Below are 13,364 nucleotides of genomic sequence, written 5' to 3'. Positions count from 1 at the left end.
TAAATTTTTACTTTTTATCGTTAAATATAATTTTATAGCATGCTCTTTTTGTTAACAAATAATAAATGATATAAACCACAGTAAAAATAATTAATGCAAAAAGAATAGGTAATATAAAGGCACTACCTTTTCCTAATAAATCGTCCATTAAAGCAGTTTTGTATGCCACCAGTGCAAAAATACTATGCGCTGCCCCTAATATATAAGGGATGCTAAATAACGTAAAGATTTCTTTTCTTATTATCCTTTTTATCTTTTTCTTGTTATATCCCATTCTTTGTAAAATTGTAAATTCATTTTCATTTGACATTATACTCGAAAGATTATGGAAATAGAGTATGCTACCTGTTGCAATAAAAAAGATGATAGTGACAAAGCTAATGAGCAGGAATGTTGAGCTATTCTGCTGGATAATGTAATCATTTTTTTGATAACTACTTGTAAAATAGATATTATCTTTAAATAGTGGAGCTAAGTTTTCATAAACTTCTTTGTTATCTCTCATATCTGTTCCGTTAATGCTCATCATAGTCTTTTCTGGAAGCCCTAATGCTTTTATTTCTTTGTAAAGTTTGTCAGAAATAATAAGGGTTCCTACACTATTCGCAAATCCAATTGGGTTAAGTAATGTAGTCTCTTTCACTTTCACATCCACACTCTTTGTAGATGTTAAGTTCAAAGTATATGTATTCTCTTTATCTAACTTTTCTTTTTCAGGCCTATATTTCACTAAAATACTTTCATGTTTAGCTAAATTCTCAAATTCTACATTTTTCCCTTGAAAATTTATTAGATCCCTGTAATCCGACTCAGAGATTAGATCAAATCCATGTTCTTTCTTCATACTATATTCTTTAGGCAAATTTTCAGAAGAGGATGCTCCTTGAATAATAGTCGTTTCTTTGTATTTCATGTTTTCTTTTCCGACAGTATCTTGCACAGCTTTAATTGCTTTATTAGCCGATTCTTTATCTTCCAACGGGAACTCAATAGCTGACGGTACGATACGTTCTGTAGCAGCAATTGGATAGTAAAGCGTTAGTATAGTGGCGCCAAATATAGCCAAAGTTCCTGCAGCTAATAAAGTTAACAAAATTAAAGTCTTTGCCTTCGAACGGATTTTAAATATAAAGTTTGGAATGATAATAATATTCGATTCCTTATAAAACCATTTTTTCTTTTTCTTCAATTTTTGAATAGCAAAAGGTAAAAAGGAGTGAATAAAGAAGATTGTCCCTAATACCACACTTAACATTGTTAAAAGTGCGATTGGTGAAAACCCTATCGTTTTCCACAATGATTCGGTTCCTCTTATAATATCAATAGCTAAGAAATAGCCTACCAAAATCAAGAATAGTCCTAATAGGGATAAAGCTGTACTAACTTTCATCTGCTTTTCTTCCTTTTTCTCCATACATACCAAAGTAAGTAAGGAACTTTTTCGAAGGATTATCCAGTTTGATAAGAATAAGACAGTCAAAACAGCAAATATAAAAATAAAAGTGAATAGTACCGAATCAAGATTAATTAATGGCACTTCAGAAGTATTAATGTTTAATTTTAGTACTTTGACTATCACCTCAATAATTCCTTTATGAGCAACAGCACCCAGCACGATACCTACAATTAGAGCAGTAAAAGAAATTATAATATTTTCAAAGGTTAATAATTTTACCATGGTTGACTTTCGATACCCCAAGAGCGAATAAATTCCCAGTTCTTTCATTCTTTTTTTCATAAAGAAAGTATTGGAGTATGACATATAGAATAGTACAAATGCCATAACGAAGATTGCCACCGTTCTCGACATTGTTTCTACTCTACCATCAGACGAAATCTTTTCCATGATAATATCGTTCATGGAAAAAGAAATAAAGGCGAAAAACACCATCAAAACAAAAGCCACTGAAACGAAATAGAACGAATAGAAGGAAAAGTTATTCTTCAGATTCTTTGTTGCTATTGTTAATAATCCCACAGTCATGCCTTCCTTTCACACTCTTAGTTATATCGATTTTCATCAATTTTTGAGATTTCCTTTAATATCTCTTCAAAAAATTCTTTTCTACCCTTTTCGTTTCTTTTTAATTCTTTCAAAATATTCCCATCCTTGAATATTAAGATTCTACTTGAAAAACTTGCTGCATAAGCGTCATGGGTTACCATCAAAATTGTTGTATGAAGATCCTCATTAGCCTCTCTTAACTTTTGAAGCAGCTCTGTTGCAGAGTTTGAATCTAACGCGCCGGTTGGTTCATCTGCAAATAATATACTTGGCTGTTTCGCAATGGCTCTTGCTGCCGCAACCCTCTGCTTTTGTCCTCCAGAAAGTTGACTAGGGTACTTTGATAATTGTTCGAATATGCCAAAACGCTTTGCTAAACTTTCTATAGTCGATTCGATTTCGTTTGGAGATTTGTTTAACAGAGTAAGTGGCACAGCAACATTTTCCTGCACCGTTAAACTATCAAGTAAAAAATACTCTTGAAAAATAAAGCCTAAATGATCCTTCCTAAAATCCGCAGTTTTGTTAACATTAAGTGTTTTAATATTGACACCATTTATCAAAACATCTCCATCTGTCGGTGTATCAATAGTTGATAGTATATTTAATAAAGTTGTCTTTCCAGATCCTGAAGCACCCATAATACCAATAAATTCACCTGATTCAATATCAAAAGATACTTTATTCAGTCCAGGCAATTGATTCTTATTGTAAATTTTTGTAACATTTTTTGCGGATAATAATATATTCATCCTATTTGCTCCTTTCAATTTATTGATATATTAATTTTATTCTTCAATATATAAAGAAGCATGAGTAAAAAACGCAATCTTCTACTTACATTACAAATTCACTTTATTTGCCCTCCTGTTTAGCTGTCCCCTAGATAATGAACACTTTTAAAAAGTTGCCTATGCCTTCATGAAAAGATTAGTAAAACATTTTGGAGAACCAACTGTTCTCACTACAGACAAAACACCGGCATTACTTTGCGCATTTAACAAATTAAGAAAACAAGGATTTTATCAAACTACAATCCATTGTACAATCAAGCATTTAAACAATCTTATTGAACAGGATCATAGGCATGTAAAGAGACGTTTTGCTAAATCCGCAGGATTTCAAAATCTTCGTCATGCTTCACGTACGATAAAAGGTATTGAAACCATTCATGCTCTATATAAACAAAGGCGAAGTCTTCAAAGAGACTCCGCCTTTTCAACGTACAATGAACTTCAACAATTACTAGCTACTTCTTAAACATTGCTCCTCATTTACCAACCTGTTTATGCTTTTTTCAAACTTTGCAACAGAACCACTCGTTTGGTTTTTTTGACAATATCCAAACGTTATTATAAAATGTTTATATATGTGTAAACGAAATAAATTTATGTTTATTTATATTCATAAGAGATAGGAAATGTTAATAACAATAAAGAAATGGGTATACCACCAACAAAGAGCTGCAAAAAGAATGGAACCAGTACGGCAAAGATGCTTTCATGATTGACATACTAGAAAAATAGAAAAGAAGAATTATTAGCTCTTGAAGAAAAGTTACAACCATATGGAGAACGGGGTTATAACCAAAAATAGTCTTAAAAAGGGGAGAAAATTATGGAACAAAGAAAGTATCCAGTAACACCTCAAGATCGAATGAATTATATATTAGGTCTTTATTCGGCAAATCAACAAATTAATGCAGTTCTTTATTTTCCTGTAGGTATATCAAAGAACATACTTGAACAATCAGTAAGGATAACGTTACAATTGCAGCCGGTTTTGAACAGCCGTTTTGTAGAAAGTGATATTCCTTACTGGGAGGAACATTCATCTGGTACTAACTCACCTATTTGTCTTTTTGCAGAAGGAAATGATCAAGAACTTGAAATGATGGCAATAGATTTTATTAAGGAATCTGGAGATCGTATTCAGGGGTCTATGGTTCAAACAAAATTATTACGAGGCACTACAACAAATATGTTAGTGGTGAAATTATCCCATCTATGTTCAGATGGTGCAGGAGTCAAGGAATATATTAATTTGTTGGGAGCAATTTATACTCAACTTTACCTGGGAAAATCTAAGGATCAAATTATAAAGGAATTTGGTGAGGGGAATGAGAGTTTTCGTGATCAATCACCTGTTTTCAAATATGCTGGAATACCAGACGTAAAAAGTGCCTATCGTCCTAACCAAGAACAACAGGCATCGTTATGGTCTTTTCCATCTCAACCGAACAAAAATATATACCCAAAAATGTCGGTACGGCGGTTGAGCCATGAGCAAACTCTACGTCTAATCCAATGGACAAAAGTACAACAGGCTACCTTGAATGATGCAATCATGACTGCATACTTCCGAGCTTTATCACGTTTCACTGTGTATGCAGAACCTCGCACCGCAGAAAAAATGATCGGTTTAACAATTGATTTACGCCGATATCTTCCTAATCATACAACTGGTGCTATTTGCAACTTATCCGGTATGGAAATGCCAGTGATTAAAATGGAAGATGATGAATCATTTAATCAGACTCTAGCTCGAGTCAAACAATCAATGGATAAAATAAAATCTCAAAATCCAGGTCTTTCTTCAGCAGCAGGAATGGAGCTACTGGCAGGTATAAAGCTATCTGCGGTGAAAGAAATGTATAAGCAGCAATACGAACAGGCTTTACAGATGGGGATGGCATTGCCGTTACTTACAAATTTCGGGGTGATAGCAGATGAACCTATTAAGTTTGGTGAAGTTCAAGCTGAGGACGGGTATATGACATCACCTATTATGTATGCACCATTCTTTACAATGGGGGCAAGCTCTTATAATGGAAGACTTACATTTACGATTGGTTATCATACGCCGGATACATCAAAAGAAAAAGTAGACCAATTTTTAGAAAGTGTGGTTAATCAACTATCATAATTGTAATAATCATTACGTAATAGGGGTATCACCCCACGCCCAACAAGCTAAGCTTGTATAAGTTTAATTTTACGTGAGATTTTTCTTTTTTCTAAAAGAGAGTTTTGGCTTAAAGAAGATAAATTTTTAATGGATTATTGCCATGAATATATTGATAAAGTTCATCAATATATTTGTAGAAAGGAGGAATTAAAATGAAGAAAGATGATAATAAGATTGGTCACTTTACATCTGAAAAAGGAAAGGAAGACTTTCAAATTGCCTACGATGAATCAATGGCACTTCTTCCAAAGCCTAACGATACGAGAGATATAAAAACTAAATATGGCACAATTCGTGCTTATTACTTTACTAAAGAGGAAAACAAACATAAGGAACCAATACTCTTACTCCCTGGACGTGGTGCATCTACTCCAATGTGGGTACCCAATTTAGAAGGGCTAAGGGAGAAAAGGCCTGTTTACACGATAGATTTACTCGGTGAACCTGGAATGAGTGTGCAAACGAAGGTGATTGAAAACCAAAAACAACAAGCAGAATGGTTAAATGAAGTAATTGAGGGATTAGGTTTAGAAAAAGTGCATATCGTGGGTGTCTCCATTGGTGGTTGGACAACAATGAATTTGGCCAGATATAATCCAGAGCATATTGCTACGGCTAGTTTATTGGACCCAGTCTTTGTATTTGCGCAAATGCCCATAAAGATGATTCTAGCATCTATTCCAGCTTCCGTCCCTATTGTACCTAAGTTTATAAGAGAAAAGATGTTAAGCTATGTATCTGGAGGAGCAGAAACAAATGACGATGAGCCTATCGCTAAATTAATCGAGTCGGGTATGCGTAACTATAAACTTAAAACGCCAGCGCCTGATCTATTTAGTAAAGAAGACTTAAAAAATATCAATGTTCCAGTGCTTGCATTAATGGCTGAAAAAAGTACAATGCACAATTCAGTAAAAGCAGTTGAAACTGGGAAAAAATATGTTAAAGATATCGATATAGTTAACTGGAAAAATGCATCTCACGCAATCAATGGTGAGTTCTCTAACGAAGTTAATGCCAGGATCCTTGATTTTGTAGAAAAACATTCTAATGACAACTAAGTTGAAAATGGAAAACATGTTGTAATAACAACTTTACATTATCACTTTCATTTTTCATAATCGGTATAAAAAAGGGACAGATTGATTTACGGAATCATTCTGCCCAAAATCAAAAAGAGTTCATCCACAAAGTGTTTGGACTTATAGCATAAAATACGATTTCACTAGGAATCTACTATTATCCGCGTTCTTCTTCATATATTTGCACCAGAACCGAAAATGACGTACCCATTTCCAAATGGCTACTTCCAACAATCTACCTCAAATGATTTACATATTTTCTTTTAACATTTTTATCATTTTATCTTATAAAAAAAGACTGATTTAAAGATTTCCTCTTCAAATCAGTCCTTCTCATCATTTCGGTAATTCAATTCGAAATGTCGTACCTTCCCCTCTTATACTCTCCACTGAAATTTCTCCATGGTGCAGTTCAACAATTTTTTGCACAATGGATAAGCCTAAGCCACTTCCTTCCACATTACGAGCCCTCGCTGTATCCACCTTATAAAACCGATCAAAAATCCGCTCTACTTCTTCTTGCTCCATACCAATCCCGCTATCTGAAATTGAAATCACTACACTCGCTTCTAATTCTTCTACGGCAAATCCAATCGTTCCACCACTATCTGTAAACTTAATACTATTTGTAAAGATATTTGTCCAAACTTGATGAAGTAAATTTTCATCGCCTCTTACATTTATGCTAGGTACGTCAAATTCAACCGCTATGTCTTTTTCACGCCATTTCCATTCCAACATAAAAATGACATCTTTCATTTGTTTGTGCACATCAAATTCTTTTATTTGAAGAACCTTTTCCTCTTTATCTAAAGAAGCAAGCGTAAGTAACTGCTTACATAAACTAGACATCCGCTTACTTTCACCCTCAATAATTTGTAAATAACGTTTTCTTTCATCTTCTGTCATCTTTTCTGACTGTAGAGTTTTAGAAAAACCTTGAATCGAGGAAAGTGGAGATTGAAATTCATGAGACACGTTAGAAACGAACTCTTGTCTCATTTGATCTAACTCTTTTATACTTTTTGTCATTTTTTTAAAACTCGTAGATAATGTTCCAATCTCATCTTTTCGCCCTTCTTCTAATTCAATATCATATTCACCATTCGCAATTTTTTGCGTCGCTTTTGTAAATATGCGAATCGGACGAACGATATACCGCGCTGCGATTGCAATAAAAACGATACTTAATACAACAATAAATCCAAGCAATACCGCTAAGAAAATCCTCATTTCACCGAATTGTTGCTGAATATCAGGACGAATAAATAAGGCATATTGCTTATCACCATGTTTCAGCGGAACCCCTACGCTATTAATTAATTCATTATCAAAAAAGCCTGTTATAAATAGACGAGTTGGATAGGTAGAAACACCATTGTATGTTTTCCCTTGTAAGACTTTGTCAATGGTAGCATCACTAATCTTTATAGTCCGAAAAGCATTTCCAATTCGTTTCCCCTGTTTTTGATCATCTACTACATAAATCTCATAACCTAATTTCGCAATAGAATGTAAATACTCATCCTTATTTTCCTCAGTCTGTTTTTCATATAAATGTTTTACTTCCTCAGCGTAACGTAAAATCTTTTCACTATTATACGGTTTTAATTTCACTTGATAATAAACATTGGTTAATAAAAAACCAATGATGCTACTAAGAAGCATAATCCCAATCGTAATCAATGCAAATCTAGAATAAAGTGACTTCATCTTATTTCAGCTCCAACTTATAACCAAGTCCACGTACCGTTTTAATTTGAAAATCATCTGTTCGTTTTGAAAAACGATCTCGAAGACGTTTAATATGAACATCGACTGTCCGTTCATCTCCTTCAAAGTCCATCCCCCAAACAAGTTCAATCAACTCTTCTCTTGAAAACGTTCTTCCAGGATACCCTGCAAGTTGTGATAACAATTCAAATTCCTTTAAAGGAAGTAAAATCGTTTGGTCATTACATTTTACCTCAAAGCTTTTTCTATCAATCGTTGTTCCGTGAAGCGTGATAACGTCCGCACTCAGCATTTGATAACGACGAAGTAAAGCTTTCATACGGAAAATAACTTCCGCCGGTTCGAATGGCTTTACAATATAATCATCTGTTCCTGAAATAAATCCTTTTTCTTTATCCACCAATTGATCTTTAGCAGTTAATAAAATAACAGGTATATCATGATACTTTCTAATTTCTTCGCACAAAGTATATCCGTCAATAAATGGCATCATGATATCGACAACGGCCAGGTGAATATTTTCTTTTTCTAATATGGATTGCGCTACCTTTCCATCCTCAGCTTCAAAAACTTTATAGCCTTCCTTTTGTAAGTGGTAATGTAATAATTCTCTAATATGCCCGTCATCATCCGCTAATAAAATATGTATCATATTCGTTAAATCCTTCCTTGTTTATCCTTCTACACTATTACATTAAGAAACAATTGTGTTTTTTGCAAGAAAAAGCCCGCATTTAAAATTAAATATATACAAATATTAACAAATATTACAAATGAAAGCCTGCACCTTCGATTACTAAGTAATTTTCGATACAGGCTTTTTTATTTAACCCTAGCTCTCCGTTCGTTAAGCTGTAAAACCCGAAAATCCGCTTGTTTGTAGGAGCTAAAAAGACCGAGCAAGACGGAATCCAAGGTCCTCAATGTAAAATGTCGGATGGCTACGACGACGACACGAAGCCCCACACCCCCTGGCCTCTTCAGCCCAGCTACCTCCTCGGAAAATTCGGTAGGATCCGTACACTTGTTCATCATATAAATCAAAGCACCACTCCCAAACATTCCCTAACATATCATATAGACCCCATGCATTCGGTTCCTTTCTTCCTACTTCATGGATTTTGCCCCCTGAATTTTCATTGTACCAGGCAATCTTATCAAGCTCTCCATATCTATAACCAGTAGTCCCTGCTTTACATGCATATTGCCACTCTGCTTCTGAAGGAAGTCGATAACCGTCAGATTCCCAATTACAAATAATGTTTTCACCATCATTACTTATAGAATAACACTCTTTCAGTCCAGCTTTCTGTGAAAGTAGATTACAAAAAGAAATTGCATCATTCCAAGAAATATTAACAAATGGTTTTAGATCTCCGTCAAAAGAATTGGATGACTTATTTGTAATAGCATAGTATAGATCCATAGTTACAGGATACCTTGCAAGAAGAAACGGTCTTATTTCAACTTTCCATTTGCTTTTTATTCTATCGTCTCTTAATTCTATTTCTCCCCCTGGAATTTTCACCATCTGATTGTCAATGTAACTCATTATTTCATTTGACACTCCCATTTCCTCCTAACAATCTTAATGCCGTAAATTTCATTACATCTAGAACCATTAGATCAATACAAAAATCATGTTGTTTTTGTAGATAACTACCTGTTATCCATTCATACAGCACAGGTACTACACTATAGAAGATGAAAATGGATAGAATGTGTTCATACTATTTTATGGTTGGAAGAGGAATTTCAATCAACTACGGTACTTTAGAACCTATCCCTTAATTGAAGAAAGAATAGTGTATAGCGTATTTTCATAAGTCGTCAATTATTACTATGTATCTTTAATTTGTACTTATAGTTTAAAAAAGATAGTAGGGATATTTAATCCTTACTATCTTTACTCCTAATCTTATGTCTTTTTGTTTAATTTAAAGAATGTATGAAAAGCCCACTACGAAGCTTCGGTTCAAACCAAGTGGACTTTGGTGGCATAACTTCCCCCGCATCAGCAATTGCTAATAAATCTTCCATTGATGTAGGATATAAAGCAAACGCTACTTTATAATCACCACGATTTACAAGGCGCTCTAGCTCCTCTAAACCTCGAATACCACCAACAAAATCAATGCGGCTATCTGCACGTGGGTCGTGAATTTGTAATACTTGACTCAATAAGTGATCTTGTAAAATAGAAACATCTAAACGTTTTACAACATCATAGGCATCAAATGTTTCTTCTTTCACAGTTAGTTTATACCACCCCTGATCCAAATACATGCCAAATGATTTTGGTTCAGTTGGTTTATATGGAGATACATAAGCTCTTTCTACATAAAAATAGTGTGAAATTTGCTGTAAAAATTGGTCCTGTGATAAACCATTTAAATCTTTCACAACACGATTATAATCCCAAATTGATAGTTCATCATGAGGGAATAAAACAGATAAAAAGAAATTAAATTCTTCTTCTCCTGTATAGTTCGGATATTGTTCCCTACGCATTAACCCAACTTTCACAGCAGATGCTGATCGATGATGTCCATCTGCAATATATAAGGAAGGAATCTCTTCGAATGATTCTACTAATGCAGAAATCGCATCAATTTCTGCGATTTTCCATATTACATGCTCCACACCGTCATCTGCAGTAAATTGATAAATTGGCGTGTGATTTTTTTGCCACGTTGCAATTAACTTTGTTACGTCTTCTTTCGCACGATATGTTGAAAAAATTGGACCTGTATTCGCATTACATATATCAACATGACGAATGCGATCTTGTTCTTTTTCATGACGGGTCCGCTCATGCTTTTTAATTGTATTATCAGTATACTCATCAATTGATGTACAAACGACAAGTCCAGACTGCGTTCTCCCTTGCATTGTTAATTGATAAATATAAAGACATGGCTCTTCATCTTGAATCAATACTTCTTCTTGCATTAAACGTTGTAGATTTTCACTTGCCTTTTCATATACACTGTTATCATATGGTGAAACAGCCGGATCTAAGTCTATTTCAGCTTTATCAATATGCAAAAAGGAATATGAGTTTCCCTTTACAACTTCTCTTGCTTCTTCACTATTTAACACATCATACGGCAGTGCTGCAACTTGTGCAGCTTTATCAGATACTGGACGAATTGCCCTGAATGGTCGAATTGTCGCCAAATCTCTCTCTCCTTTATACAATCATTCGAACAGCTACTACACCTGTGATTTTCTTTATGTTTTCAACTACATTTTCTTTAATTATATCATCAATTCCATTATCGATATCAATCATTGTATATGCAAAAGAGCCTTTACTACGGTTTATCATATCAGCAATATTAATATGATGTTCCGCTAAACATCCTGTAATTTGCCCCACCATATTCGGAACGTTTTGATGCATAATCGTAATTCGTTTCTTTCCGACATAAGGAAGTTCTACATTTGGATAATTTACTGAATTACGGATATTTCCTGTTTCTAAATAGTCTCGTAATTGACGAGCAGCCATAACTGCACAATTCTCTTCAGATTCATACGTTGAAGCTCCAAGATGGGGTGTTGCCGTTACATTTCTCATTTTTATTACATTTTCATTTGGAAAATCAGTTACGTAATGATTAATAATCCCTTCTTCTAAAGCTTTTGCTAACGTAACTTCATCCACAAGTTCTCCTCTTGAGAAGTTAAAGAGACGGACACTTTTTTTCATCGTTTGTATAGCATGTTCTCCAATTATCCCTCTCGTTTGATCCGTCAGTGGAATATGCAATGTAATATAATCACATGTTGCAAAGATTTCATCTAAACTAAATGCACGTTGTACATGTGTTGATAAGCGCCATGCTGTTTCAACAGATATATATGGATCGTATCCAACGACGTCCATACCAAGAGATAATGCGTCATTTGCGACAAGGGCACCAATAGCACCCAGTCCAATAACACCAAGTCGTTTTCCCGCTATCTCTGAACCAACGAATTGTTTTTTTCCTGCTTCTACAAGCTGCGGAACTTCTTCACCTTCTAATCCCGCTGTCCAACCAACCCCACTTATAATATTACGTGATGACATAATAAGACTGGCAAGAATAAGTTCTTTCACTGCATTCGCATTTGCCCCTGGGGTATTAAAAACAACGATACCTCTTTCTGTACAACGTTCTACAGGAATGTTATTTACACCAGCTCCTGCTCTTGCAATTGCCTTTAAATCTTTTGAAAATTCTTCTTGATGTAAGGAAAAACTTCGAAGTAGTATACCATCTGGATGTTCTAAGCCTTCTCCAACCTCATATCGCTCTCCACCAAAAATTTGCAAGCCCTTTTCAGCAATCTGATTTAATGTTTGAACGCGAAACATTTCCCCATCTCCCTATCTATTCTCTAGCTCAAAATCCTTCATGTAATCTACTAATTGTTGAACACCTTCTACCGGCATTGCATTATAAATACTCGCTCGCATGCCACCGACTGAACGATGGCCTTTTAATGTAACAAGCCCTAGTGTCTTAGCTTTTTGTAAAAATTGCTCATTTAAATCATTGGATGGTGTTGTAAATGGAATATTCATAAGCGAACGATATGCAGGATCAACCGGTGAAGTAAATAATTTTGATTCATCTAAGAAATCGTATAGAAGAGCTGCTTTTTTTCTATTTTGTTCTTCAATCGCGGATACGCCGCCCTGCTCCTTTAACCATTCTAATACTAGCTTCGTCACATAAATACTAAAGGATGGTGGTGTATTATATAAGGAATTATTTTTACTGTAAGTTTCATAGTTTAACATTATCGGACAAGAAGTATCCGCTTTACCAATTAAGTCTTTTCTAATAATTGCAATTGTTAGTCCTGCTGGTCCTAAATTCTTTTGTGCTCCTGCATAAATGAAACCAAATTTCTCTATATCGTATTCTTCAGATAAAATATTTGAAGACATATCAGCAATAAGTGGAATATTCTCTAATTTCGGCAATTGAACATATTTCGTTCCTTCAATCGTATTATTCGTTGTTATATGTACATAATCTAGTTCTTTCGGAATCATTGAAACATCAACATGTGGAATCGTTGAAAAATGATTTTCTTCCGATGAAGCAATAACTTCTACTTCTCCAGTTTTCTTAGCCTCCTGTAAGGCTTTCTTAGACCATGACCCTGTAAGGACATATCCAGCTCTTTTATGTTCATTCATTAAATTTAATGGAACCATTGAAAACTGTAACGATGCCCCTCCCTGTAAAAATAGCACGTCGTAATTCTCAGGAATGTGCATCAATTCACGAAGCAAGCTACTTGCTTCATCTATAATATTTTGAAACTCTGAAGACCGGTGACTCATTTCAATAACAGACATGCCTGTCCGGTTATAATTCAAAAGCTCCCTTTGCACTTTTTCTAAAACTGGCAAAGGGAGTATAGATGGTCCTGCCGAAAAATTGTAAACTCTCTCCATCAACTGTATGACCTCCCTGTTTCTATATTTATTAATTTTTAAACTTTCTGAATTATAACCTATATAAAATATACGGTCAATTTGTTTTGCTTTATTAGGGTGCAAGACGCAATGG

General features: G+C 34.6%; 10 protein-coding genes and 2 pseudogenes. 4 read left to right on the top strand and 8 right to left on the bottom strand.

Translation table 11 applies throughout. The annotated features are described in order from the left end of the window. Positions 1–7: 7 nt before the first annotated feature. Together MHH71_RS00845 and MHH71_RS00840 are read right to left on the bottom strand one after the other, a co-directional pair. Positions 8–1,978 carry an FtsX-like permease family protein gene (locus MHH71_RS00845; RefSeq protein ID WP_033799004.1) on the bottom strand — a complete coding sequence of 657 codons (1,971 nt, stop codon included), beginning with the start codon at positions 1,976–1,978 and terminating at the stop codon, positions 8–10. 23 nt (positions 1,979–2,001) lie between these two features. After that, positions 2,002–2,757 carry an ABC transporter ATP-binding protein gene (locus tag MHH71_RS00840; RefSeq protein WP_006095445.1) on the bottom strand — a complete coding sequence of 252 codons (756 nt, stop codon included), beginning with the start codon at positions 2,755–2,757 and terminating at the stop codon, positions 2,002–2,004. Positions 2,758–2,908: 151 nt separating this feature from the next. Here MHH71_RS00840 and MHH71_RS00835 point away from each other — a divergent pair. The 4 genes and pseudogenes from MHH71_RS00835 to MHH71_RS00815 all read left to right on the top strand — a co-directional run. Continuing rightward, positions 2,909–3,265 (top strand): annotated as a pseudogene (locus MHH71_RS00835) (DDE-type integrase/transposase/recombinase); the annotation flags it as partial. Positions 3,266–3,622: 357 nt separating this feature from the next. Then, positions 3,623–4,930, top strand: a complete 1,308-nt coding sequence (locus tag MHH71_RS00825; protein ID WP_006095443.1) for a condensation domain-containing protein — start codon at positions 3,623–3,625, stop codon at positions 4,928–4,930. A 194-nt stretch (positions 4,931–5,124) separates the two neighbouring features. Beyond that, on the top strand, positions 5,125–6,033 hold the full coding sequence (locus MHH71_RS00820) for an alpha/beta fold hydrolase (RefSeq protein ID WP_006095442.1): 909 nt from the start codon (positions 5,125–5,127) through the stop codon (positions 6,031–6,033). A 65-nt stretch (positions 6,034–6,098) separates the two neighbouring features. Then, positions 6,099–6,185: pseudogene (locus MHH71_RS00815) on the top strand (IS6 family transposase); the annotation flags it as partial. 205 nt (positions 6,186–6,390) lie between these two features. Here the strand turns inward: MHH71_RS00815 and MHH71_RS00810 are convergent. From MHH71_RS00810 to serC, 6 genes are all read right to left on the bottom strand, one after another. After that, positions 6,391–7,767: a sensor histidine kinase gene (locus tag MHH71_RS00810; protein ID WP_006095441.1), complete on the bottom strand. Its 1,377-nt coding sequence runs from the start codon at positions 7,765–7,767 to the stop codon at positions 6,391–6,393. Between the two features lies 1 nt (position 7,768). After that, positions 7,769–8,440: a response regulator transcription factor gene (locus tag MHH71_RS00805; protein ID WP_003198595.1), complete on the bottom strand. Its 672-nt coding sequence runs from the start codon at positions 8,438–8,440 to the stop codon at positions 7,769–7,771. Between the two features lie 234 nt (positions 8,441–8,674). Next, positions 8,675–9,361, bottom strand: coding sequence for a formylglycine-generating enzyme family protein (locus MHH71_RS00800; RefSeq protein WP_006095440.1), 687 nt, complete (start codon positions 9,359–9,361; stop codon positions 8,675–8,677). Between the two features lie 359 nt (positions 9,362–9,720). Further along, positions 9,721–10,968, bottom strand: coding sequence for a DUF1015 domain-containing protein (locus tag MHH71_RS00795; RefSeq protein WP_006095439.1), 1,248 nt, complete (start codon positions 10,966–10,968; stop codon positions 9,721–9,723). Between the two features lie 13 nt (positions 10,969–10,981). Beyond that, a complete protein-coding gene (locus MHH71_RS00790; RefSeq protein WP_006095438.1) occupies positions 10,982–12,154 on the bottom strand; it encodes a phosphoglycerate dehydrogenase in 1,173 nt (390 codons plus the stop codon). A 12-nt stretch (positions 12,155–12,166) separates the two neighbouring features. Continuing rightward, complete coding sequence (gene serC, locus MHH71_RS00785; RefSeq protein WP_033799002.1) at positions 12,167–13,249, bottom strand: 3-phosphoserine/phosphohydroxythreonine transaminase; 1,083 nt, start codon at positions 13,247–13,249, stop codon at positions 12,167–12,169. Positions 13,250–13,364: the final 115 nt, after the last annotated feature.

Origin of the sequence: Bacillus sp. FSL H8-0534 (genome assembly GCF_038005885.1) — a bacterium.
In the GTDB taxonomy this organism is placed as follows: Bacteria; Bacillota; Bacilli; order Bacillales; family Bacillaceae_G; genus Bacillus_A; species Bacillus_A pseudomycoides.
The sequence above is the reverse complement of the archived record's forward strand: the minus strand, read 5'-3'. Positions and strand labels throughout refer to the sequence as shown.